The organism is Colwellia sp., assembly GCF_013214175.1.
GTDB lineage: Bacteria > Pseudomonadota > Gammaproteobacteria > Enterobacterales > Alteromonadaceae > Colwellia.
Genome location: NZ_JABSPA010000009.1, coordinates 1 through 25,916, shown reverse-complemented (window position 1 = coordinate 25,916; position 25,916 = coordinate 1). Strand labels below are relative to the sequence as shown.

The 25,916-nt window shown below is 37.7% G+C and carries 18 protein-coding genes, 1 tRNA gene and 1 pseudogene; 11 read left to right on the top strand and 9 right to left on the bottom strand.

Annotation, left to right across the window (positions count from 1 at the left end; genetic code table 11):
* Positions 1-19: 19 nt before the first annotated feature.
* The 5 genes from HRT55_RS17995 (at position 20) to dcm (ending at position 5,639) form a co-directional block, all read left to right on the top strand.
* Positions 20-952 (top strand): fructosamine kinase family protein, encoded by a 933-nt coding sequence (locus HRT55_RS17995; RefSeq protein WP_291623453.1) that lies wholly within the window; start codon positions 20-22, stop codon positions 950-952.
* Positions 953-1,092: 140 nt separating this feature from the next.
* Positions 1,093-1,299 carry a CPXCG motif-containing cysteine-rich protein gene (locus HRT55_RS17990; protein ID WP_291616177.1) on the top strand — a complete coding sequence of 69 codons (207 nt, stop codon included), beginning with the start codon at positions 1,093-1,095 and terminating at the stop codon, positions 1,297-1,299.
* Between the two features lie 177 nt (positions 1,300-1,476).
* The gene (locus HRT55_RS17985; protein WP_291623451.1) at positions 1,477-2,874 is read left to right on the top strand and encodes an MATE family efflux transporter; all 1,398 of its coding nucleotides are present in this window, start codon (positions 1,477-1,479) and stop codon (positions 2,872-2,874) included.
* Between the two features lie 134 nt (positions 2,875-3,008).
* Positions 3,009-3,085: transfer RNA gene (locus HRT55_RS17980), tRNA-Val, on the top strand.
* 655 nt (positions 3,086-3,740) lie between these two features.
* Positions 3,741-5,639 carry a DNA (cytosine-5-)-methyltransferase gene (gene dcm / locus HRT55_RS17975; RefSeq protein WP_291623449.1) on the top strand — a complete coding sequence of 633 codons (1,899 nt, stop codon included), beginning with the start codon at positions 3,741-3,743 and terminating at the stop codon, positions 5,637-5,639.
* A 114-nt stretch (positions 5,640-5,753) separates the two neighbouring features.
* Here the strand turns inward: dcm and HRT55_RS17970 are convergent, their stop codons facing one another.
* From HRT55_RS17970 to HRT55_RS17945, 6 genes are all read right to left on the bottom strand, one after another.
* Positions 5,754-7,868 carry an AIPR family protein gene (locus HRT55_RS17970; protein ID WP_291623447.1) on the bottom strand — a complete coding sequence of 705 codons (2,115 nt, stop codon included), beginning with the start codon at positions 7,866-7,868 and terminating at the stop codon, positions 5,754-5,756.
* Positions 7,861-8,853, bottom strand: coding sequence for a PD-(D/E)XK motif protein (locus HRT55_RS17965; protein ID WP_291623445.1), 993 nt, complete (start codon positions 8,851-8,853; stop codon positions 7,861-7,863). The genes HRT55_RS17970 and HRT55_RS17965 overlap by 8 nt, the downstream gene beginning before the upstream one ends.
* A complete protein-coding gene (locus HRT55_RS17960; protein WP_291623443.1) occupies positions 8,831-11,683 on the bottom strand; it encodes a Z1 domain-containing protein in 2,853 nt (950 codons plus the stop codon). The genes HRT55_RS17965 and HRT55_RS17960 overlap by 23 nt, the downstream gene beginning before the upstream one ends.
* Positions 11,676-13,046, bottom strand: coding sequence for an ATP-binding protein (locus HRT55_RS17955; RefSeq protein WP_291623442.1), 1,371 nt, complete (start codon positions 13,044-13,046; stop codon positions 11,676-11,678). The genes HRT55_RS17960 and HRT55_RS17955 overlap by 8 nt, the downstream gene beginning before the upstream one ends.
* A complete protein-coding gene (locus HRT55_RS17950; RefSeq protein WP_291623440.1) occupies positions 13,043-13,372 on the bottom strand; it encodes a hypothetical protein in 330 nt (109 codons plus the stop codon). The genes HRT55_RS17955 and HRT55_RS17950 overlap by 4 nt, the downstream gene beginning before the upstream one ends.
* A gap of 89 nt (positions 13,373-13,461) precedes the next feature.
* Positions 13,462-15,309, bottom strand: a complete 1,848-nt coding sequence (locus tag HRT55_RS17945) for a methyltransferase domain-containing protein (protein ID WP_291623438.1) — start codon at positions 15,307-15,309, stop codon at positions 13,462-13,464.
* Positions 15,310-15,580: 271 nt separating this feature from the next.
* Between HRT55_RS17945 and HRT55_RS17940 the strand changes: the two genes are divergently transcribed.
* The 3 genes from HRT55_RS17940 to HRT55_RS17930 all read left to right on the top strand — a co-directional run bounded on the left by HRT55_RS17940 (position 15,581) and on the right by HRT55_RS17930 (position 19,259).
* The gene (locus HRT55_RS17940; protein WP_291623437.1) at positions 15,581-15,895 is read left to right on the top strand and encodes a YeeE/YedE thiosulfate transporter family protein; all 315 of its coding nucleotides are present in this window, start codon (positions 15,581-15,583) and stop codon (positions 15,893-15,895) included.
* A 385-nt stretch (positions 15,896-16,280) separates the two neighbouring features.
* On the top strand, positions 16,281-18,485 hold the full coding sequence (locus HRT55_RS17935; protein ID WP_291623436.1) for a TonB-dependent siderophore receptor: 2,205 nt from the start codon (positions 16,281-16,283) through the stop codon (positions 18,483-18,485).
* A gap of 102 nt (positions 18,486-18,587) precedes the next feature.
* Entirely contained in the window at positions 18,588-19,259 is a 672-nt protein-coding gene (locus HRT55_RS17930; protein ID WP_291623434.1) for a Fe2+-dependent dioxygenase, read from the top strand.
* A gap of 335 nt (positions 19,260-19,594) precedes the next feature.
* Here HRT55_RS17930 and HRT55_RS17925 read toward each other — a convergent pair whose 3' ends face one another.
* Entirely contained in the window at positions 19,595-20,425 is an 831-nt protein-coding gene (locus HRT55_RS17925) for a LysR family transcriptional regulator (RefSeq protein WP_291623432.1), read from the bottom strand.
* Positions 20,426-20,557: 132 nt separating this feature from the next.
* Between HRT55_RS17925 and HRT55_RS17920 the strand changes: the two genes are divergently transcribed.
* From HRT55_RS17920 to HRT55_RS17910, 3 genes are all read left to right on the top strand, one after another.
* Positions 20,558-21,748: an acyl-CoA dehydrogenase gene (locus HRT55_RS17920; protein ID WP_291623430.1), complete on the top strand. Its 1,191-nt coding sequence runs from the start codon at positions 20,558-20,560 to the stop codon at positions 21,746-21,748.
* An 89-nt stretch (positions 21,749-21,837) separates the two neighbouring features.
* Positions 21,838-24,114, top strand: a complete 2,277-nt coding sequence (locus HRT55_RS17915; protein WP_291623428.1) for a thiamine pyrophosphate-dependent enzyme — start codon at positions 21,838-21,840, stop codon at positions 24,112-24,114.
* Positions 24,114-25,163, top strand: a complete 1,050-nt coding sequence (locus HRT55_RS17910; protein WP_291623426.1) for an ACP S-malonyltransferase — start codon at positions 24,114-24,116, stop codon at positions 25,161-25,163. Before HRT55_RS17915 ends, HRT55_RS17910 begins: the two co-directional genes overlap by 1 nt.
* 112 nt (positions 25,164-25,275) lie before the next feature.
* On the opposite strand, the gene HRT55_RS17905 is transcribed toward HRT55_RS17910, so the two are convergent.
* Both HRT55_RS17905 and HRT55_RS17900 read right to left on the bottom strand, forming a co-directional pair.
* On the bottom strand, positions 25,276-25,416 hold the full coding sequence (locus HRT55_RS17905) for a hypothetical protein (protein WP_291623424.1): 141 nt from the start codon (positions 25,414-25,416) through the stop codon (positions 25,276-25,278).
* 254 nt (positions 25,417-25,670) lie between these two features.
* Positions 25,671-25,916 (bottom strand): annotated as a pseudogene (locus HRT55_RS17900) (transposase); the annotation flags it as partial.

The window sequence follows — 25,916 nt, the reverse complement described above, 5'->3', positions numbered from 1 at the left end:
TAAAAAGGTATAATTACCCTTGGAGACAACTATGTGGCACAGCATTGAACAAGCCATTAGCATTGAAACTGGGAAGCCATTTTATATTTCAACAACGCAAGAAATTTCTCTCGGTGGCACAAAGGCCTCTGCCTTCACTAGCTTACTTGATAATAAAGCGCCGCCATTAAACCTCACTTTTAAAGTTTCTGATGGCCAGCGTTGTTATTTTATAAAAATAAATAACAAAGACTACCTAGAAAACTATCAAGCCGAAGCCTATTCATTAAAACAACTTAACACCTTAGCGAATATTGCCAGTCCAAAGGTAACCACCTTAGGTACTAGCTTAGATAAGAGTTTTTTAGTACTCGATTATATCGACTTCAGTAAAGCGAAACCTATACTTTGGTACCAACTGGGCCAACAACTAGCACAAATGCATTATGAAACTCGTCATGGCCAGTTTGGTTGGCAACATGACAACTACATTGGCAGCACAATTCAGCCGAATCAGTGGAGTAGTAACTGGACAACTTTTTTTGCTGATCAACGCATTGCTTGGCAATTACAATTATTATCAGAGCGCTCCATAGTGCTCGGAAATATTGAACACATAGCCCAAGTTTGTCACGACGCCTTACTTCATCATCAAGTAACACCCTGTTTAGTTCATGGCGACTTATGGCAAGGTAATACTGGTTTTAGTGGTGAACAAGCGATGATTTTTGACCCCGCCTGTTACTACGGTGACCGTGAGGTTGATATTGCCATGACCGAATTATTTGGTCATTTCCCTGACGACTTTTATCATGGCTACCAAGCAGAGTACCCCTTAGATGAAGGCTATGGCCAAAGAAAATTAGTTTATAATTTTTACCATATTCTCAATCACGCTAATATTTTTGGTGGTATCTATATTGACCAAGCCAAAGCCGCATTATCACGAATTATGTCACTACCATTACACTAACAACGTAAGATACGATATAGATCAAAGAACTAGATAATAAGCACTAAAATCACCGGCTATTTTTTGGTAATTTAATTAAAAATAGTCATACTCAATAAAGAAGCATTAAAACCTTTTCCCCCTTTCTTTATGGAGGCTCTATGATCAATAAACTCAGTGAAAAACGCATTACTTGTCCTCACTGTGGCCACCATTTGCATGCAACGTTAGATGCTTCTGCTGGTGATCAAGACTACTACGATGAATGCCCTGCGTGCTGCATGGAAATTCACTACCATTTACACATAGATGAATATAGAAAGACCATTCAATTAACCGTTGATAGTGATGATGAACAAGTATTCTAACCACACCTTTAATAGCCACATGCACTGTTGAGTTAATTGCCGCTATAAAGCAATGCATTCCTTATTTTTTCAACATTTTTTGCCTTGTTTGCTTAAGCTATCTCATCTATTATGCTGTCAGTTTAACGATGCTCGATAATCGTTTCCCCCTCCCCCTTTATTAAAGTTACCGATGACATGAACCTAGCTGACTTCCGCACTCATAGTAAAAGCTTATTAAAACTGACTTACCCCATTTTAATTGCCCAATTAATTCAAAACTTAATGGGTTTTGTCGATATTGTTATGGCTGGACGCGTCAGTGCTACTGACTTAGCCGCAGTGGCCGTGGCCAATAGTATTTGGCTACCACTGATATTGACCATATACGGATTAATTATGGCGCTGGCGGCTATTGTTTCTCAGCTTTCCGGTGCAAAAAAATATACTGATGTGGTAGAGCAAACCTATCAAACCGGGTGGATAGCTTTGCTACTCGGCATATCATTAATAGGCCTGTACTACATACTCACCCCGATAATTGCACCGCTTGTTACGCTAGAAGGCAATCTTGAAGCATTGATGTTTGACTATCTAGGCTTTATTGTCTGGGGCGCACCAGGCTATTGCATATATTTAGTGCTAAGAAACTATTCAGAAGGCCTCTCCTACACTAAACCGACCATGATTATCAGCATTATAGGTTTACTGGTAAATATTCCAGCAAACTATATATTTATCTATGGAAAATTTGGTATGCCAGCGCTTGGCGGTGCCGGCTGTGGCTTAGCAACGGCGTTAGTTTACTGGTCTATGTGTATCAGTATGCTTATTTATTGCTTTTATTCAAAGGTACTCAAACAAGCCAACTTATTTAGTGCCTTTTATTGGCCAGTGTTAGCTGAAATAAAAGCAATTCTTGCCTTAGGCATTCCTATCGCTTTATCACTACTTTTTGAGGTTAGCCTCTTTGCCATTGTCGCTATCATTTTAGTCCCTTTTGGCTCGCAAGTTGTCGCCAGCCACCAAGTTGCCTTAAACTTTACCGGCTTAATTTTTATGGTACCGCTAAGTATTGCCATCGCGACAACCATTAAAGTAGGTTATGCCGTTGGCCATAAGAATTTTAAACAAGCCAGAGACTATACCAAGTATTCAATAATACTTGGCTTAGCACTCGCTTGTTTTACCGCGTTAATAACTGTGCTGTTTAGAACACAAATTGCAGGTATTTATAGTACTGAGGCACCCGTTATAGAATTAGCGGCGAGTTTAATGTTACTTGCTTCTGTGTATCAGTTTTCAGATACCATTCAAGTGATTTCAGCAGGGGCATTACGCGGTTATAAAGACACCAAATCTATTTTATATATTACCTTTGTTTCATATTGGGTCGTTGGTTTATCCGTTGGCTTGATCCTAGGAATAACAGATTGGATTGTCCCTGAAATGGGCCCGTATGGTTTTTGGATAGGATTTATTATTGGCTTAACTACCGCTGCAATATTACTTGCTTGGCGTTTACAGGTCATTCAACAACGCATTAAAAATGACATACAGGCACAAGAAGAGACGAGTCAGGTAGCAACATTTTAGTGGCTTAGCACTATATTTAGCCACTTCGTTGTTTTAATCAGCAAGTAATACTTATTTCTCAATGAATTAGATAAAAGCACTTGCAAGGCGATTGTTCAGGGGCTAACATAGCCCTCGTTGATTTATCAACAGCTGCTCGCTTAGCTCAGTTGGTTAGAGTACTTGCATGACATGCAAGGTGTCACAGGTTCGAGTCCCGTAGCGAGCACCATATTAGGGTTTAATAACCCTCTAAGAAAACCCGTAAAGCCCATAACCAAAGGTTTTACGGGTTTTTTTATGTCCTAAGACATTTAATACCATTCTTTTGAAATCCCTACCTTTAGTAGTACTGTAAGTAGTACCAGTGAAAAATACAATCAAGCGGTACTACTAAAATGGCTAGAGGCGTTACCTACTTGCTAACACTGAAGTAAGCAGGCAAAACCTAAAGATAATATTTACAAGTTAGCTGCGGTGATGAATTTGACACTTAAACCATTTCTAATATCGGCTAGCATCATCCATTAACTGAATCGCTTCCTCGCTAGTAATAACCTGTAAAAATTCACTTGCATTAATAAAGCCCTCACTCTACTTAAGATCAGTATTAAGTTTATTCTTCTATGACAGCTGGAAGTAGCCAATTAACTGTCTATTGAAGTCCAAGACAAGATCATATTTTCCTGGTAGACTATTGTCATGAATGCGATTTTAAAGCCTTATTTGTGAATAACCTTATGAATAATAATTTCAGGGCAAGTATTTTTACTTTTAATACCAGACATCATCTTTGTTCTGGTTTTTTATCAACAATGCCCATAGTTATCTCGTAGTACTATGTGCTATCAGGCCATTAAAGGTCTGTATTAAATGATTACAAAAAAATGATTAAAGCTATTAAAATTATAGACCTTTTCGCCGGCCCCGGCGGACTTGGTGAAGGGTTCTCCAACTGTAAAGAAAATTCACCTTTTGAAATTGGTATGTCTGTCGAGTTTGAAGAAAATGCACATAAGACCCTCACTTTAAGAGCATTTTACAGAAAGCTTACTACTGAATCAGAACTAAGAGATTACAAAGATTACGTTCAAAGCAGAAACTTAACGGAAAAATCCAAAAATCATAAAATAATGCTGTCAAATAATAACGAGAAATGGGATGAAGCAAATAGAGAAACACTGGGCTCGCCTCATGCATTAGGCAACGCTAATAGATGGAAAAAAATAAAAGAGGGCCTTCAGTTAACAGAAGAAGATTATGCTCCAACTCAACAGGAAGCCTCTATTTTTCAAAGAATCAAAGAAATAAAAGATGAACAAGCGGGTAATGGTCCACTAATTGTAATTGGAGGCCCGCCCTGTCAGGCATACTCAGTGAATGGTCGAAATAGAATACAGGCGGAAAAAGGCTATAAACCAGAAAATGACGAAAGATTTTTTCTATACCAGGAATACTTGAAAGTTTTGGACGTTGCAGATCCTGATCTTTTCATTATGGAGAATGTTGAAGGCATTCTCTCGGCAAAATTGGCTACCGGCGAGAAAATATTTGAAAGAATAAAAAATGAACTTGTAAGACCCAACAAGGAAAGCGAAGAACAATACAATATTTTTTCACTAGTAACTGAATACGAGTCTGACGATCTTTTTACCAATGGTCCACAGTACAAAAATGACAAAGCATATGTTATCAATGCGCGTAAATTTGGGGTGCCACAGGGTAGAAAGAGAGTAATCCTACTAGGCCTTAAGAAAAAATACAAAGCACCACAAGCGCCTCTTAAGTCATCTCAAGATTCGGCTCCTTGCATATCAGAACTAATTGACGAAATGCCTAAGATTAGAACAGGTTTGAGTAGAGTATCTAATGAACTTAACAATGAAAATTCTTGGCTTTCAATATGGAAATCAAATAAAGAAAAACTGATGGCTATTCTTCAAGATAAAGGCGAGATTAACAAAGTCGTAACAAGGCTAACTAATATAGCTTTAAATCAAGAGGTTGCAAAGAACGTTAGAATAATTCGACGAGAAAACCCTGAAATTTCGCCACAAGAAATATTAAGCTTTGAGAAAAAGAGACTAGGCTCGGAGGAAGTTAGAGAAATAGCAAAAACACTTAAAATAAGATACCTGAAAGAAATTAGCGAGTCTTTTAAAAAGACGGCTAATCAATTGAAGAAAACTCAGTCATTTAATGCATTTGACAATGGTAAAGGGAATGATTTTTTCATACAACACGACCATACTGCTTTTTCAGATAGTTTTCACTTAACTTACCCCGAACTATCAAATTGGCTTGGTGGCTGTAAAGTCAAACTGGATGGAATTCTAAATCATTGTACGAGGAATAATATGGAGGCAGATTTACAAAGATATATGTTCTCTGCCAGTTGGGCCAAAGCCCACTCCGATTTAAGCTGCCCATCGCCTAGAAGCAGACAATACCCTATAGCTTTGTCCCCTAAGCATCAAAACTGGGAGTCTGGGCATCACGCAGATAGGTTTAGAGTAGTAGAAGCAAATCAAATACCTTTTACAATAACAAGCCATCTACGCAAGGATGGACATGCACAAATACATTACGATGCGGCTCAAAATAGATCATTATCAGTGCGTGAAGCAGCAAGAATCCAAACTTTTCCAGACAGCTATTATTTTGAAGGTAGTCAAGGTTGGCAATTCCAACAAGTAGGTAATGCCGTTCCCGCCTTTTTAGCGAAACAAATTGCAAATTATGTGCTTGATATATTGATAAATAACGGTCTTTATAAAACTAACTAAAAAGCTTATATTCGTTAACCACAGCTTAAGAAGTAACACTACTTCACTACCTTTTGATCGTGAAAAAGTGTTACTTTTTATATTTAATAATTTTAGCGTTAAAATAGTCACCCGTTAAGCAAAATCAAAGCCTTCTTCGTAAGCCCTATCTCTTATCTGGACGGCTAATTTTAATTGCTTATCAGAAGGCATCTTCCCTCTTAGTATCAAAGCAACACAAGCATTAGGAACAGATACGTTCATATGAGTATAGGGATATGTCTGAATGTTAAATGCAGAAATCAGCTCCCACTCTTTAGAGGTGATTTGCATAACAGAGTCTAAAAAAGAAATTGATTTAGATGTTTCATTTACAGCCTGCCTTTCTTTATCCGCTTCATTTATTTGAGATTTATCCAAAACATCCTGTCTATCAATGCCAGCTAAGTCAATTTCCATTTTTTGGTAACGTAGCCAACCTTTTTCAGATTTAGCAAATTCTGATGGATTTGCAATTCCTCCTCTGAAGTTAGAATTGGTAAGATTATTTCTTACTTTCTCAGCTAAATTCACGATAAAACTCAATAAAGATTCTGAAACGGCCTGATTTTGGAAGATTCTAGATAAGTTAATATCCTTATTAACTTTTATCAGATTAAAACGTAAAAGAGATAAAGTATAAGTTACTATCTCAGCTTTGAATCCTTTCTCTAATTTATACCATTCTGAACGTGGAATGGAAAAATCGGAATCTCTAAATAAAATCATTTTTGCGACTAAATCATTATAAAAAGCACCGCCAAAATCGTCAGGATTTTTATCAAATTCCTCAATTATTATGGGTCCTAAAAATTTCAAATTAGCTTGCGCACCTTTTTTAACCAAATATGGTTTCATTCTCCAAGTGTTTTCATACTTAGCCATATCAGTTTTTGTAAACATCTGTTTTTTAGGATATTCAGCTATGAATTTTGTTTGTTTCCTTTTAGATAAAGCTCTTAATTTCGTAGAAAACTGCCCTCTTGCTCTTTCATAAAACCATTTTGAGGGTAAACCACTTTCGCCCGCAGGCATCAGTTGTTTCCTAGAACGTGTTTCTATATTTAAATGAAATGGATGATTGGAAACCAAATCAGATTGTTGGATGGAGTTTTGTGAGTTAGCATAAATTGCAATATTACCTTTTATTACATCTGCAGCTTCTTTCTCGCCAACAACAGTTAATTTCATTTGTATAAATACTTTAGTTAAATCGATGTCACTATATAAATAGTCTCTATCTTTACCTTTTAACTTCCCTTTATCTTTGGGTGAAAAATAAATTGCTGCGGTTGTTTGTCCGCCATTAACGATTTGCATGTTCTCCAATTTTGTGAGAGTCAATTGCCCATTAACAATTTCAGTTTCTATCGAAGTTGCTGTTATAGTTAAACCATTATTATATGCAAAAAAGTTTTCCGGCTCTGTTAACAGCGTTTTTCTCATACCTTTATTCGTTGAAGCCCTAAAATCAAGAAATGTCCGTACGTTACTTTCAAGTAATCGCTGTCCGTACTCATCATAAATAGCACTTAAAAGTGTCCCTGGCATTATTCCCAAATAAGTTTCAACACCATTCGCTAATGTATTGGCTGGTAATGCTTTAATACCACCACCTAATGCTTTTACATCAACAGTAAACTCTTCATAATCAGCATCCGACTGTTCAAGTTCTTTTAATCTTTTTAAATCCCAAATTTCTATTGAGGTATCCTTAGCAAGAATACTATCTATAGAGATTTTCTTAACTGCATCACTTAACAATTGGTCTGTTAATAAGACAACTCTTATCTTTATTGCATCCTTTAAGTACTCCGCAATATCAGTAGCGGCGATATGCCCAGGATCAGTCACTTCAAGGCTTTCAATAAAACTAAGATCTTGAGAATGTTCAAAAAACCTCGTTACTCTTCTACTGATATCATTAATATTTTTATTCGTTAGAGAATCAAGAACATCGGGCTCATTAGTAAAATTCACTATTATCCCACAAATGGTTTTTTCAAGTGCATTCCAACTGTATCCGTCAAGCCTAAGTCCTTTACGTGTATTTCGATATGGACAATATTCCACATTATCTAAAATACCGGCTTCAGCTAGCATCACAGAGACATACTCAAAAAAGCTCTCTTCTGGAAATATTTCATTAGCATCTGCATCTATATTGGCAGAATTAAATAGCTCATTTTTATATTCTAAAAGATCATCCATTTTTAATTACCTCTTCAATTGACTTTTCAGATTCAAATTTATTTACTTCTGAAATAAGTACTTCATATTTAACCTTTGTAATAGCAGTTGGTATGTTTTTACGAGTTAAAGCTGGGAAATCATCTGTGACAGTAAACATAGTTTCAGAAATTATTGATATTGAATTATTAAGCTGTTCGTTATTTGCTTTCCCATAAAATTGGGTCACCTTATTCAAAAAAAGAGTTTCGGTCTCCATATCGTGTTGAATACGTTCAATGCACGATTCATATAACTCTAATAGTGAAAAACCATGACCATCAACAGATGGTGAGCCGACTAAGTGAAGTAAAAATAATGAAGGTGTCACCTTTTCAAGTTGATCAATAGAACTTATATTTATAGATCGAGAATCTCCTGACATACTTGTTTTTATTTCAATAGCGGTAGAGTTTAATGTAATATCTTGCTTCTTTCCTTCGGGTCCAAGCCAAAACCTTACCGCATCTTTTGGTGAATGAAGTTTCATCAAATATTGAGAAAAAACATATAATTCTCCCCAAAAACCTACATATTCAGAGTTTGATAATCCCGTCCTAGCTGGCTTTAAAAAATTAGCCCAGGACTTTATTCTTAACTGGACCTTGCTTAACAATTCATTCCCAGAAAACTTACTACAATTATGTGCAATATCTTTTGCGACTATCGAAAACTTATTTTTTAAATCACCATCTACGTCAATCAAAGTACAACACAGACGTGTATCACCAACAAAACTAGTATCTAAATGAATATCTAATGAAGCTAAATTCTCAAGTACTTTTAAATTAGCTTCACCTCCCTCATGAACAAAGAACATTATTCTTCCGCCATCATCAACTGAGACCCAAAAGCGTTCATCATTCAGATACAATCTTCTCCCTTCAGGATAACAAAGACCATTAAGAGAATCCCAAGGATCATCATTAAAAAACTGACTATACTTATTCGTCGTCATAATCGTCATAATCTGCTATTTCTCTTAATTTGCTTTGAATTTTATTGACTTTATATTCATGTTTAGTTGATTTGTTTAATTCAATAATTTCTTTGCTACTTAAACCTTTTAATTTATCAATTCTAGGGAATGATAGAGTAAACCCTAACGTAGGATTATGACCATGTGCTAATTGGATCTTGGAGTCATTTTCTTTTTTATAAGGAAATGGAGTTACATGGGCCACAGCAAATAAATAAATAATTAATGCCGGAAAGTCTCTTTCTTCAGAGCATAAGTAGTCAAAATTCACTGGCTTTTTTTTCATTGAATCAACAACTAACTGTGGTGACTTTAGAAAAAATCTTTCATCATCGGGATTACCTAGTTGCACACTAGGGATATAATAATTTCCGTCTTTGAAATTCATCCCACGTTTTGGCAAAGTCATCTTTTGACCGGCAAAAACATATTTTTCATTTATAAATGTTTTATCTTCGCTTTCAAGTAAATCTGTCCATCTAGGATTTCGGCTGTCTTTTTGATTAAAAAGACATACTTTGGGCGCTTTAAGCCCCTTACTTCTCATGCTTTTCAAATGCGATATTACAGCACGAGTACCGATATCATCTTCTGGTAAAACAATATCATTAATGAAATCAATTATGTCATTGTACCCAACCTCAGAAAAAATAATGGGTTCGCCACATTCGTTTTTAGAAAGCAATTCATCACGCTTACCACTATCAATTAATTTATTTACAAATGTTTCTGCATAAACAAGATTCTTACTATTTATTTCATTGCTTTCTTTGAATTTAAATCGTCTTTGAATTTGCCCCCAAAGATCTTGCTTAATTATTTCTGATGTTCCTGCACCTATCTTATTTTTGGCTGTTATTATCATCGCACCAGGATGCTCTCTAACCTTCAAACCAAACTCACTTGGCCTATCCCCCCTTCTAGCCATTAAATCTAGCTCTTGATAAAGCTCTCTAATTGAAGAAGATATAAATGAATACCAATCTAAGGAGTCCTGAGGGAGATAGACCCTGCATAAATCTTTATAAGTAGGACGATACCCAAACCAGCGACACATTTGCATCAAGGTATCATATGCTTTTGAGTTTCTGGCAAAGTAAGAAATAGATAAACCTTCTAATGTGAGACCTCTAGAAAGCTTATGCCCGCCTATAACTATTGCAGAGAGTCCATTTTCTTTATGCTGGGAGTAATCTAATTCTCTATTATCTGATTTTTTGTTACTTTGATTGATCGCCCAAGTTTTAATTTTACCCAAAGCGTCCTCAATACAGCTAAAAACTTGGCTGTAGCTTTCAGCTACATTAAATACTTTATTGAAAGTGCATTCGAGATCGAAGATTCTTTGATTATCTCTACATACAACGAATCCATATTTCGAATAAACCTTTATCGCTTCTTCAATCTCACTTCGGTATTCCTCTATAAGGAACTCCAGTTGATTTTGATGGTCTTTTAGATGAGATATATTTACCAACATTGTGTTATGAGCGGTACTCTCACCTCTAATACTTCTGATAGCTACAATTAGAATAAACGATCTGACCGCTTCTTTTAGACTCTCAGGTAAGAAAGGTACATCTTGATTTTTCTTTAATTCAAAAACGGGAAGGTAGTCGTTTATTATTACAGCAGGTGAATATGTGCTTTTTTTATCTTCATTCTCGTCTAATTCTAGAGGGTTACCATCACCAAAAAAGAAATCTTGCCCCATATAATTATCTGGAACAGGAATTTTTATCATAAAATCTTTAGGGAATAAATCATCTTTGTCATTATATGTATTGACATCAGGATCTATGAAAATATTGGCAAATGGTGTAGCGGTATAGCCTATATAAGTATTTCTATTAAATAATGACAATATATTACGAATGCAGTCATTAGTTTTTGTTACTTCTTCTTTTTGATGTTTAGTATTTATAGATGCATAATCAGCTTCGTCATCAATAAGTAAAAGAGGACCATCCAACCTTTTACCTGTATCAGGTGAAAGCATATGCTCATCTTTAATATATTTGTATAATCCTTCTAAAACGCTTGTATGCTTTTTAATTGTAAATATTACAGGATCGGAGCCATTTAGTTTTATACCAAAGCTTTCAGCGGAAGCCTTGTTAAAATCCTTCATGGTTGATGTCCCTGTATGAATTTTATTAGTATTAAAAATACCAACTCCAATAGGCTCAGCAACGGCTTTATTTTTTAAGATTAGGTGCTTAGACTCTCTTCCTAGAACACCTTCATCTACTCTTTCTTGAGTTTGCTTTCTCAAATCATTTAGGTGACCACCTAATACTATGATCGTTTTATAACCACAATCTATTGCTTTGTTAATCAGTCCAAGAAAGTTTTGAGTTTTTCCTGATTGAACATTTCCCATCACAAGGCCTTTCCTAGACCATGTTCCTGGTGTAGTAGGGTCGCCTGAATAATCTAATATAGAATCAATAACCTTTTCATTTTCATTAATAACATCTATAGATCTTGCCTGAGATAACAACATATCTTTATAGGCTTCCCAATGGGACCAATCGATTTTTGATTTTTTATTATGAAACCAAAGAGGTAAATCTGGGTTAGGAAGTTTAATAGCCCCTTCCCCAACTTTGATATTAAACATACTTTCTAGATTAAATTTGAGTAGCTTTAGATCTTCTTTCGTACATTCAAAACTTGGAACACTTCTAAACTCACTAATTATTTCATTAACTTTTACATCAATATATGAAGGCGTAATGGGTACACCTAGCTCTTCCATCATTTTTAATTTTGAAGAGGCCTGCGCAATTAATTTATTAAAAAAAGATCTATTCATTTATTTCTTCCTCAAAAACTCTACTCATGATTGCTTCTAATAAAGCGTCAGTTACACTTTCTTGATCTATATCTCTTGGGGATTCAGACATTTTTTCATAAATATGATTTAACGGTAAGTTTTCAGCTAACTGCCCTAAATACTTAATTAATTGAGATTTTTGTTCTTTCGGTATTACTCTAAAAATGTCTATTAAAAAATCATTTTCTGCTGATATCTGATAACTAATAGTTTTGTCATTTTCATTCTCTTGTATATTCCAATATTTATTAGCCTTATCTTGCTTTCCACGATACGTATACACCCGTTTAGATCTTTTTATTGGATCTGCAAGAAACTTTCGCAGTTCTTTTTTGATTCTTGGCGGTAGTTGTAAACTCGACTTTTTAACATCGGTTGCCCACTCTTGGTCTAGAGAAGATGGTACGTTAACTTCAACTCTAGCTAATGCTCCCAATTGACTAGTTTTAGCCAAACCTAGCCATCCCCCAGCATTAATTAATCTATTTTCTCTATATATATAAAGTCCTTGGTTTTGAACAATACCGTTTGCACCGCCTAATCTTTCGAGTGGGATAGTCTCCATTCTCTTAAAATGAGGTAATACATGCGTATTGATTTCAATATACCCTCCTTTACACCTTAACTTTTCTGATCGCCCTTCTTGATATCCTGGTGATCTAGTCATGAATGGGTCAATACTTTGAAGTTGAGCATTATTAATAGAAAAATTTCTTTTATTTTTACCATCCATAAATTTATGGAAATGCAACGAAATATAATTACCCAACTCACTAAGGTTAGAAGCCATTATTGTTTCATCATCTAAAGAGTGATTTGTCTTATTAAGACAACTCAATTTTTCCCAAATGACTTGAGTTCCGGACTCTTTTTTACTACCAAGAAGTAGTAATGGATGTGCTTTGACTTCATTTTCATCGAGAATTTCTAAACACCATGCATTTTCACTTTCAATACGGTCAATATCCCAAACTGCCGCACAGAGAGGTTCGCCTTCTTTTTTTGAAATAACCGTAAGCTTTCTAGCTTGAGAGAAACTAGCTGTTTTCAGACCTGAACCAAATCGCCCTAAATCACCTCTCTCTCTGTCATCACTTGGGTCTTTACAGCCTATCTTCATATTTTGAATTAACTCTTCAGGGGACATCCCGTCACCATCATCTAGAATAGATATATTCGGCTCTTTAAAGCCAGGTAAAGAGTGAATTTCAATATTTTTTGCATTAGCTGTTATTGAATTATCTAAAATATCAGAAACAGCAGAGGGCATCGTATAACCGATTCTCATTAAAGTTTTGATATGGGATTTAGGGTCTGGTGATGCATCGGCGAAATGGCTCATATTTCACTGCCAAGGATTAGTTTGACTTTATGAAGAGCTATATTTTCTTTGATATCTAAACCATCAGCACTTGCGCTTAATTCACATATATTGATGATAAATGGATTTAAACCAGATCGAGCAAGTTTATGTAAGTAATCTTCAATCTGTAAAGTTTCATCAAAAAATTCATCTAAGGCTTGATTGAACCTTTCTAATGGGTAATTGGGATACTCTAATATAATCAAATTTAGCATAGCCTTTTCTTCAGCCTGTGAAATAATACCATCTTTACCACAAACACAAGCTGCTACTTTAACGATAAAATCTACAATTTCTATTTCCATATAACCCTCTCTATGACATGAACTGTTATCATACCTTTCACGTGATTTTTCCCTGTATTAGTAAGTGAACATAATGTAACAATATGCGATCACCATTCTCGCAATTGCTGCATTTCTTTCAATCGCCCTCTTTGCATCACCAATGCCTCAAACAAATCATCAACTGACGAGTTGTCCGAATTTAACCCCGGCAGGGCAATGTTAGCCTCAGCGAAAAAGCGTTTATAGTTGTTTGCTAGTGAAGCTGATGGCTCTACGGCTGAGGACACATCATCAAGCCAAGCGACTTGCCACCAGTGTTGAATTCTTTCTTTTGCCTGTTTTAGTTTCTGCTCTGTTGGCAATCTATCGCTTTTTTGATTGTTAACTGTGCTATCGGTTGGCAGTAAATTCCATAAATCATTATTAGGCCAACGGGCAAAAGGTAGGCTGTGATCAATGTCATATTTTTGTGTTAATGGTTTGGCCGACCATACACATCGCATGTGTTCTTGCTTTGGCACTTTATTAGATAAGTGTTTCGAGAAATCCTGCCTAAGCTGTTCAAAACGTTTACGCACCTCAACCGTTGTTCGTTTAGGCTCTTCCCAATTTAACGCTTGATGCAATTTATATTGATTTTCAAGTGATTTATATTGGCTATTACCTGCATAACTGGCCATGGCTTTTACCCACTCGCTAACTAATACAGGTTCAATCCAGCATGGGTAACGATTAAACGCTAGCCATGTAGATTCTGGTAATGAAAACTCGCCCCACTGTTCTAGTGTTTGTAAATCAAGGAAGATACTGTCTTTGGCTTTTACGGTTTTACTGTCGACTTCAAAAACAGTTTTATCGCTATTAGACTCTCTATTAGGGAAGGTTATATATCTACACGGTAAATCTCTAATATTTTGAACGGCCGCAGAAAGTGTTTTATGTAGCGCTACAGCATCATCGCCAGTAAACAAATTACCAATACGGTAATCGGCAGCGGTTAAGTGCGTTAACTTATGCCAGCCATTAGCTTTCATAAAACCCATATTGGGGTTTTTATTGGGTGTTTGAAATAACTGGTGAGTATCTATTAAGTCTTTGTATTGGTGACACCAATAAAGTGCGACTAAACCAACCGGTAAAATAACTCTGTCGCCACCTATGCCTGATTCTCGCCTTAGTACTGCACCAGGGTGTCCGTCAGCAATGCGCAGTAAAACTCTTAACAAGGCAAGTTTGTGTGTGGCAGATTTACCGTCATTAATTGCGACATGGCGAATGAATGGAAAAGCGCCTGTGCCATCGTCTGGCATTTGTAATACTAGGGTTTGCCACGAAACGTGAGTTCTACCGAGCTTATCGTCTTCTTTTGGCGTTTCTAACTTGGTGAATAAGCCTACATCGGTGGCTAAGCGTTTTAATTCATCTGCACAAACGGCATGCATTTTACGCTCTTTGCGCTCTTGCTCTGCTTGTTCACTACACGATGAATAACGCAGTGAAATAACCAGTTTGCCGCCCGGTTTAAGTAGGTTAGCCAATTTACGCATTGAAGGTGCGCGGTCACTTAGCGGAATATGCATCCACACGGCGCTTAGTAGGATTAAGTCAAAGCTAACTTCTTGCTTGGTAATAGTGCTTAACGCGGGTAATGAATCTGTAAGCCATTTCACCTTAAGCCCAGTGGTTTGACGTGCGCCAAGCTCTGCTAGTAAGTTGGCTGGCTCAACCGCAATAACCTGAGTATTGTTTTTGTCACCGTGGGAGTTAGCTGCTGATTGGGCAATATATTTGGCATCACGCCCTGATCCGGCACCAATATCTAAAATACGGGCATTGGGGTTTTCTATAATGGCAGGCAATAGTTGATGCCAGCTTTGATGTACCTTATCAAATGACGTTGATAGGTATTGCTGGGCTAATTCAGTGGCATTTTCATTATAAAATTTGGCTGGCAAGCGCGTGATCCTTTCGCGTAGGTATTTTTATTATTCTATTACTTCCATTCTGACACGAAGACAATCTACTACTTGTTGTTCTTTGTCAATAAAACTTGAAATAATTCCCATATAAATCAAAGTTAAAACCATAGTTATGGGCATCCATATTTTAAAAAATAATTAGCGCTAATGTATAGCCTGCTTTCTATTTTTAATAGAGCCTAGCTGGCCACCAAGTGGCTTACTTAATGACTTAAGTGGCGCCTTATTAGATGTAGAAGGTAAATCTTTGCCTAGTACTTCACGCTACGCTATATTTGCTTCTCTGATAACAGGAATGGCCATAGCGGCTTGGCGTACTAATCGATTTAAGTTAGCGTTGCCTAATGTTAAGCAAAACACTTTACATCTTGTTGCAGGAGTATTTATGGGCTTAGGTGCTTCATTGGCAATGGGCGGTAACGATTCACAGCTGTTATTAGCATTACCGGCCTTTTCGCCTGCGGGCTTTGTCGCAGTTAGCTCTATGCTGGTTGGTATTTGGGTTGGATTACTTATCCGCGAACGATATCTAATTAAAGATTATAAAGTTAATATTCAATAGTTAGGGTATTGGGGATGTATTGCAAAAGGAAATAGAATCTTTCACCCGTAGCGGTAAGCAATTAAAATACTCACCACTCCCTCAACAGCTGCATTTATTTTAATCATCCACGCTGCATCAGCAAGGCTTTATATAAATCAACTACTGAAGAGTTATCAGAACTAAATCCCAGAAAAGCCATACTACCTCGTCAGCCTAGTTACACCTCTCCTCCCTTGTCGCTTACCTATAACCTATTACCGCTTACTATGAGCAAAAATAAATCGATCTCTGGGTATCATCACTTTATTGATTTAAATTAACAAAAAACACTTGTAAGTGATAATGATTACCATTAGTATGCGCATCCTTTTTGCAGTTACACCTTTTAACATAACGAAACAAAATGACAAAACACAACTTACTAAGCATGAAAAAAGTGTCTTTAGGCACAGTACTTATCTCCTCACTTGTCAGCCATGCTTCAGCGCAAGAAGTCAATATTGATAATGCCTATGACTCAGAAACAATAGAACACATTGCAGTTGCAGGCCGACCAATGAGTGATATTGACAAACCAGCCACTGCGGCAACAAAAATGGATGTATCCATCAAAGATACCGGCCGCTCTATGATGCAACTTGATGCCAATGACTTGAAAATTCGTGCAATACAAGATATCAGAGAAGCGTTTAATTATGTCGCTGGTTTTAGAGCAAATGGTCCTGCGGATCGTACTTATATTGCTCGTGGTTTTTCAACAAGCATAGACAATGTAATGGTTGATGGTTTACGTTCTTTACAAGGTGGTGAAGGTGGCACTGGCTCTAAATTACCAAGCACATTCAATGCAGAAAACACTACCTTCCTTCGTGGCCCAGAAGCGATTCTTTACGGTGCTGGTGTTGCTGGTGGTTTAATTAATATTACCAGTAAAAAACCTCAAGCAACGGCTAGAACAACCATAGGACTTAATAATCGTAGTTACGTATCAAGCGATACTGGCAACTTTAAACGCAACAATACCAGCTTTAACTTAGACAGCACCGGCCCAATAACAGATGAAAGCGTGCTTTATCGTGTTTTAGCGCAATACACGCCTTCAGGTGATCATTTTCAAGACGGCCGAGAAATTGAAGAATTGTTACTCGATGCTGCCTTAAGCCTCGACATTGGTGAAAACACCACTATATTACCGCGTTTTGAAAGAACCGACCGTAAACGCACTGGTGGTAGTGGTTATGCTGATGGTGTATTTGAGTCAAACTTTGCAACCGGTGAAATTACCACGTATGGCAAACCCATTAATCGTGGTAAGTATTACGGTAGCCCGATAGACCTAGGTGAAAATAAATCAACCAGCACTAGTCTACTTATCAAACATCAGTTAACTGATGATTGGAAACTTGCCGCAAACCTACGCCATAACGAAACCACGTCTAACGCATTAGATTTATACATTTCTGATTCATCGGCATTAGAAAATGAAGTCGGTAAAGATGAAGTAAACCGTAAATGGGTATACTCCGCGGGTGATGATAGCTATAACTTATTTGATATTACCGTTGAAGGAAAAGTCGAAACAGGTAGCATTAAACATCACCTACTTGCTGGTTATAACTATCGCGATATGGATATTAACTTTGCTCGTGCTTTTCAAAGTAGCGAAGATGCTGTTGGCAAAAACCCGATTTCGGCGTCAAATCCAGACAAGCAAATGACGGGTCCTGTCCCTGATGGTTTAGTCGATCAGCCATACAAAGCTCGTACTCAAACTGATACTAATATTTACCTAAAAGACCGTATTAGTTTAGGTAATACCACAGTAGCTGTCGGACTTGCTTATGTTAAACAAGATCAAGAAGAGTTAAGTAAAGGTGAAACCATTGCAACAAGCTTTGACGAAACGCTTTGGGATTTAGGCCTCGTACAAAAAATTAATGACGATATTAATGTATTTGCGACTTATAGCCGCGCCTATGAACCGATTAAAGGTCGTTATATTGTTGAATACGGTCAAGGAAAAACAGACTACAAACCGATTGAAGGCAATAACTACGAGCTAGGTATTAAAGGCGACTTTTTCAACAATAATTTAACCGCTGCCTTAACACTATTCGCCTTAGACCGTACTAACAGTACCAAATGGGAAAGAGGCGAAGATGGCTGGATATTAACGCAACTTTCAGGTAAAAGCTTTGAATCAAAAGGTGTTGAAGTAGATGCAGCAATGTACTTTACGCCAAAATTCAATAGCAGTGTAAGTTATGCCTTTACTGAAGCACATGACACCATAGGTGACGATAAAGGGGTGCAAGCAAACAACACACCAAAACATGCATTATCTTTGTGGAACAACTACTTGCTTGATGAAAATATCAGTTTTTCTTTAGGTTTACGTTATGAATCTGAGCGTAGCGACAATGATTATAAAATGGAAGCTTACCTAGAAGCTGATATTGGTGCCTATTACAAAACCGACGATTGGGATGTTGGCTTGGTAATTAATAATGTCTTTGATAAAAACAGAGTGGAAGCTGGTGCTAACTGGGTTACAGTGCAACCTAATACACCGCGAACAGTCAATGTATCTCTTAACTATCATTTCTAGTTATCACTGCTCTTTATCATTACTAACGATCACTTAACACAATATTAGGTAAATTCTCTCCCTTATAACAGTCACTGTTTTAAGGGAGAGTTCATAAAAATCATGATCACAAAACTACCTCAAGTGCTTTCTGCGCAGCAAATATCGTCTATTATTCAATTGGTTGAGCATGGCAATTTTATTGATGGAAAAAGTACCGCTGGCTGGCATGCCAAAGCAGTAAAAACAAATCGGCAATGGCAAGGCGAGCCAGAATTAAATGAGCAAATTCAACAAGGCATGCAAGGCGCCTTAACGCAGCATCCATTGTTTTCAGGGGCTACTTACGCCAAGTCTATGATGCCATTCATCATTAGTGAATCAACGTTAGGTGGCGGTTACGGAAATCATATTGATGATGCGCTAATGGCAAATGATACTGTGCTACGTACCGATATTTCATGCACTGTTTTTTTAACACCACCTGAAGATTATGAAGGCGGTGAACTTGTGATGAACTTATCGGGTATGGAAATGGCCTTTAAGCTAAACGCGGGCGATGCCATTATCTATCCTAGCACCACATTACATCGGGTAAACCCAGTAACGTCAGGCTCAAGAAAGGTTGCCCTAACTTGGATTGAAAGCCATATTCCGCAAGCGTCACAACGTGAAATGTTATTTGATTTAGACACTGCCCGTAAAGATATTATGGAACACCAGGGTAAAACCGATGCCTTTGATCGTATCACCAAAACACATGCTAATTTATTACGTCAATGGGCTATGACATAACAACATGGCAACAGAAATGGCAATGACTTATAAGTTGAGTTGTTTTTTATCTTCAATATTGCCAAGTATGCAAGGTTATTGTTATCAGAAGAAGTGAGTGATAAAAAACTGAGTTTAACCGATGATATTTTAGGGTCGCTGTTGGCACCGCTAAGTTAATTCGTCATTCCCGAGGTAACTGATCGGGAATCCACATGACATTTTGACACTGGATCCCCGACTAAGAAACCACGGGGATGACGAGATTTCGAGTCATAGCCGAGCTAGCCAAGGCGTTATTATCCGAAGAAGTGAGTGATAAAAAACTGATTTTTTCAATTAAGTTAGTGTCACTATTATTGCCTATGTTTAATCACTAACTGCTTTAATTGCTCAGTGACTCCGGTGCTTTGTTGAAAAGCAAAGACGATCTCCCGCATTAATCGTAAACCTTCAATAGGACGATATACCACTTCTGATTTACTGAGCACTTCTGAATGGGCTGGCACTAATGCACAACCAAGCCCTGCTTGCACTAGCCCGAGAGCATAATCGATGGTTTGTATTTTAGCGCGAATGTCGACACTAAAACCGGCCAAGGTAAGGGTATCGTTTAAGCTACTCCATGCTGTACAAGGTATGCGTTGGATAAAGGGCAACTCATCAAAATCGGCTAGGCGAATGCTATCTTGCAGAGACAATACATGGTTATAAGGTAAAGCCAGTAAATAATCTTCTTGCCACAACAAGATAAATTGCTCACTTTCATGCAACTCTTCTTTAATGATGATACGAGCATCACAGGTTTGGTTTGGAGAGACTAACGTTAATTCCATCAACTCTTGTGAAGCGGTAAAGTCTTTTAACAGAGCACTCATTCTTGCCACCCCCAAACCTTTAGTAACACCTAAATAAAAAGGCTGTTTGAGGCTGTTGTCCTTAAATAAATTTTGGATAGCGTCTGCTTGACCAATGAGTTGCTTAGCTAAAGGAAAAAGCCGATCACCTGTACTGGTTGGTTTGACACCGCGAGCATGTCGAATAAACAAACTCGTCGTTAGTGTCTCTTCCAAGTGAGCAATAGCAGTTGAAATAGAAGGTTGAGCGACAAAACATTTTTTAGCGGCCCCGCTGAAGCTTTGTTCTTGATATACCGCAATAAAATATTTAAGACTACGAATGTCCATGGTTAACCTTTAATCAACTAGCTATAAGAATAAACTATACCAGACAAAGGAAAGATATATTTTAACTTTGGCTTATTTTTATTTACTATCAAAAACAAGCAATCATTCTTTCAGCAATTAAGGTACTTTTTCATGTCTACAGATACTCGCAGTAAACCCGTCTTTAACTGGCAAGATCCATTATTACTCGATTCTTTATTAAGTGAAGAGGAGCGAATGATCAGAGATAGTGCTCACCAATACTGCCAAGAAAAATTAATGCCTCGAATTTTGGAAGCGAATCGCCATGAAATATTCGATGTAGAAATCATGAAAGAGCTTGGTGCTATCGGGTTATTAGGTGCAACCTTGCCTGAAAAATACGGATGTGCCGGCGTTAACTATGTTGTTTACGGCTTAGTAGCTCGTGAAGTAGAGCGTGTCGACAGTGGCTATCGTAGCGCTATGAGTGTGCAGTCTTCTTTAGTTATGCATCCCATTTATGCCTATGGTAGTGAAGAGCAACGCATGAAATATTTACCTAAATTAGCAACCGGTGAATACATTGGTTGTTTTGGCTTAACCGAGCCTAATTCAGGCTCTGATCCTGCCAGTATGTTAACCCGCGCCGAGGTCGTCGAAGGTGGCTATCGTTTAAATGGCACTAAAATGTGGATCACCAATTCCCCTATTGCGGATGTTTTTATTGTTTGGGGTAAATTAGACGGTGTTATTCGTGGTTTTATTTTAGATAAAGGCATGGAAGGTCTTAGCGCTCCTAAAATCGAAGGAAAATTCTCACTACGCGCTTCTATTACCGGTGAAATTGTTATGGATAATGTCTTTGTACCGAGTGAAAACATGCTACCAAACGCCAAAGGTTTATCTGGGCCATTTGGTTGTTTAAACAAGGCTCGTTATGGGATTTCATGGGGAGCTTTAGGCGCGGCAGAATTTTGTTGGCACGCTGCACGTCAATACACACTAGATCGTGAACAATTTGGTAAACCGCTTGCTGGCACTCAGTTAATTCAGAAAAAATTGGCCGATATGCAAACTGAAATAACCACAGGTTTACTTGCTTGTTTACAAGTAGGTCGATTAATGGACGCGGGTAATTTAGCCCCAGAAGCAATATCTTTAGTTAAACGTAATTCCTGTGGTAAAGCACTCGATATTGCTCGTATGGCGCGTGATATGCACGGCGGCAATGGTATCAGTGATGAATTCCATGTGATTCGCCATGTAATGAACCTTGAGGCAGTTAATACTTATGAAGGTACCCATGATGTGCATGCCTTAATATTAGGTCGAGCTCAAACAGGTATTCAAGCGTTCTTTTAACCTCGATTATTGATAAATTAATTTGTTCATTACGCTAGCGGATGTTTACTCATCCGCTGAGTTTTGCTTAGCTTTTTTGTGGAGTTAGAATGTCTAATCGTAATCAATTGGTAAGAGATAATTTTGTAAATTTTGTCCGTAGTGAAAACCTTCCCACGTCTAATATAACCTTAACGCCTGCTGATGTGGGTTTATCTGCTCATGAGGTTGTCGATCTGTTTGAAACTCAAGTCATGAGTCGTCATCTGGATTTACAATCTAGAATAATGCAAAAAAAGGGACAGAGCTTTTATACCATTGGTAGCTCAGGGCATGAAGGAAATGCAGCTTATGCTAAAGCCTTCAAACCTACTGATATGGCCTTTTTACATTATCGTAGTGGCGCTTTTGTTATTCAACGTAGCAAGCAAGTTCCCGGACAAACCCCTATTTACGATATGTTATTGTCGTTTGCTGCTTCAAAAGATGATCCAACGTCTGGTGGCCGACATAAGGTGCTGGGTAGCAAATCATTATCCATTCCTCCGCAAACCAGTACCATAGCCTCACATTTACCTAAAGCGATGGGGGCGGCTTATAGTGTACCTTTGGCTAAAAGGTTAGCATTTGAAGGAAAAATTCCCGAGGATGGCATTATTATTTGTAATTTTGGCGATGCTTCATCTAATCATTCTACTACTCAAGGTGCGCTTAACAGCACGGCTTGGGCTGCTTACCAATCAATTCCTATGCCCATTATTTATATTTGCGAAGATAACGGCATAGGCATATCTACGGCGACACCAGAAGGCTGGATAGCAGCAAACTATCAAAACAGAGCAGGGTTAAATTACCTTTATTGTGATGGCTTAAATCTACTAGATACTTATCAAAAAGCTAAACAAGCAGAAAAATTAGCACGTAATCAAGGTAAACCGGTCTTTTTGCATATGAGAACGGTGCGCATATTAGGGCATGCCGGTTCTGATGCCGAGTTTGTCTATCGCAAAGTAAGCGATATTGAAGCAACGGAATTTCAAGATCCGTTATTACATAGCGCCAGAATTTTGCTTGAAAACAATATTTTAGATAAAGAAGAGATCATTAGCATTTATGAGAATATTGAGGCAAGGATAGCTTTGGTAGCTCAAGTCGCGGCCAGTAAAGCTAAATTAGAAACTGCTGAGCAAGTTAAACAGTGCATTGTTCCGCCAGCATTAGATCGCAAACAAAGCGAGATTCACCGTCAGTTGATAACTGACTCGCAACGCGCACAATTATTTAGCCACGAAAAACATAATATCAACAAGAAGCAACATTTAGCTAAGTTACTGAATTGGGCATTACTCGATTTAATGGCTGAAAATAAAAACATGGTTATGTGTGGCGAAGATATCGCGAAAAAGGGTGGTGTCTATAATGTTACCGCTAAGCTGTGTGAACGCTTTGGTAAAAATCGGGTGATTAATACCTTATTAGATGAACAATCTATATTGGGGTTAGCGATTGGCATGGCGCATAACGGCTTTTTACCTGTACCAGAAATTCAATTTTTAGCGTATGTACATAATGCCGAAGATCAAATTCGTGGTGAAGCCGCGACATTGCCCTTCTTCTCTAATGGCCAATTTACCAATCCTATGGTTATTCGCATTGCCGGTTTAGCTTATCAAAAAGGCTTTGGTGGACATTTTCATAATGATAATTCTTTTGCTGTTTTTCGTGATATCCCAGGTCTCATTCTCGCGTGTCCGTCTAATGGTGCTGATGCCGTTGAAATGATGCGTACCAGCATCAAATTAGCGCGTGAGCAGCAACGATTAGTGGTGTTTTTAGAGCCAATAGCGCTTTACATGACCAAAGATTTACACCAAGCAGAGGATGGTCTTTGGACTTCAGAATATGTTTTACCAGATCAGTCTCAAACATCTGAAACAAATCAAAAAATTAGTGTTTTTGGACAAGGAGAAGAGGTCTGCATTATTTCTTATGGTAATGGCTATTATCTTTCTCGTAAGGCTGAAAAAATATTGCAAGAACAAGGGGTTTTCTGTCGAATTATTGACTTGCGTTGGTTAGCACCTCTGGATGAACAAGGCATTATAGAGCAAGCTAACTTATGCGAAAATGTACTTATTGTCGATGAATGTCGTCAAACAGGTTCAATTAGTGAAGCTTTATTTACCTTATTAGCCGAATCTAAAACAGCTAATCAAACGCTGAAAATAAGCCGTATTACCGCACAGGATAGTTTTATTCCTTTAGGTGGTGCAGCTTATCATGTATTGCCATCGACTCAGCAAATTGTCGATGAAGTACTGGCGTTAGTAGCAGATAAACCAGCACATAAACCAGCGCTAGTATTAGCTAAAGTCGGGAGTACATAATGAGCCAAGTAAAATCAAAAAAAAGAGCGGTAGTTATTTGCCCTGGTCGTGGTACATATAACAAAGAAGAGTTAGGGTATTTACAACGGTTACACCCAGACAAAATTGAACTGGTAAGTCAGATTGATGCATACCGCGAAAAACAGGGGCAAATCAGTATTCATGAACTGGATACCATGGAAAAATACAATATGCGTAAGCATACTGCGGGTGAAAATGCCTCAGCCTTAATATATGCGTGTGCCATGGCTGATTTTCAGTCTATTAACCGTGAAGAATACGACATCGTTGCTGTTACCGGGAATTCAATGGGCTGGTATATAGCCTTAGCGGTCGCTGGTGCTTTAGATTCTCAAGCGGCTATTGAGTTAATTAATACCATGGGCTCAATGATGACTGACGGGGTAATTGGCGGACAAATGCTTTACCCCATAATCGATGAGAATTGGAACCTAGATCAACAAGCTATTGATCTCACTGCACATGCACTATTAGAAGTGAATAAACTCGACGGTTGTGAAGTCTATATCTCGATAAAATTGGGCGGTTACCTTGTTTTTGGCGGAAATAAAACTGGCTTAAAAGCTTTAGAGCAGCAGTTACCTATAGTGCAAGATAGATACCCGATGAACTTGTTTAATCATGCGGCGTTTCATACTCCTCTTTTAACAGACGTATCGTTAAAAGCTCAAAAACTGTTGGCTCCAGACTTATTTAATTCACCTAAAATTCCCCTTGTCGATGGTTTAGGACAGATTTGGCAACCGTATAGTTGTGATGTAAAAGGCTTGTATGATTATACGTTAGGCAAGCAGGTGGTGGCTCCTTATAATTTTACTAAGGCCATCGAAGTTGCGATTAAAGAGTACGCCCCTGATAAACTTATTATATTAGGTCCTGGGGCCACTTTAGGCGGAGCTGTTGCTCAAAGTCTCATTCAGCAAAGTTGGTTAGATATGCACAATAAAAGTGACTTTATTGCATTGCAAAAACATGACCCCTTTATACTGGCAATGGGATTAGCGGAACAGCGTAAACTTGTTCTATAAAGGATTAAAGTAATAGCCATCTAAAATTTGAGGAGGTGTATGAAACACCTCCAATTAGGTGGCTAAATGCAGTATGCCACTACATAAAGCCTAAGAAGATACCCTACGTATTTTACGGTAGAGGGCTTTCATGGTTTTCTTGCTTAACCAACATGATTTTGCCTAACCAAACAAACCAGACAATCTGACCTAAGCCAAATATTTCTGTTAATACCTCAGCAGGATAAATGGTCAAGATACCGGCAAGGCCCATGAATAAGCCAATGAAGTTATCTAAGTTATCTAGTGAAGTTAACTAGGACACTCGCTTATACCCCCCTAAAACAAAACAATAACATAAGCAAAATAACCACTCAAAATAAGCTCAATTGTTGCGAATAAAACCTGAGTTCGTACAGTGTTTACCAAATTTTCAAATAAATAGCAGAAATGCTATTTTTTAGACATGACAAAAAATATCAGGCTTGATGTGGTGTTATTAAATAAGAGGTGATTGGTGCTGAATCGTTACGCAAATAATTTATTACAACAAGTTACATTGGTTCGTCGCTTTAACCCTTTGTGTTCACAATAATCAGTCAATACATCGCTATGTCCCACCGCGCCATGAAAGAGTTTTCTAAAACCTTTGCTTAGTGTCAGCCAGTTTTCAGGGCTTATATTAAGCCGAGTTAGTAAGGTTGGTTGATTTTCTTCAATGTAACCTGCTTTATCTTCACGAAGACAACGCCCTGTCAGTTCAATTAGTTCAAG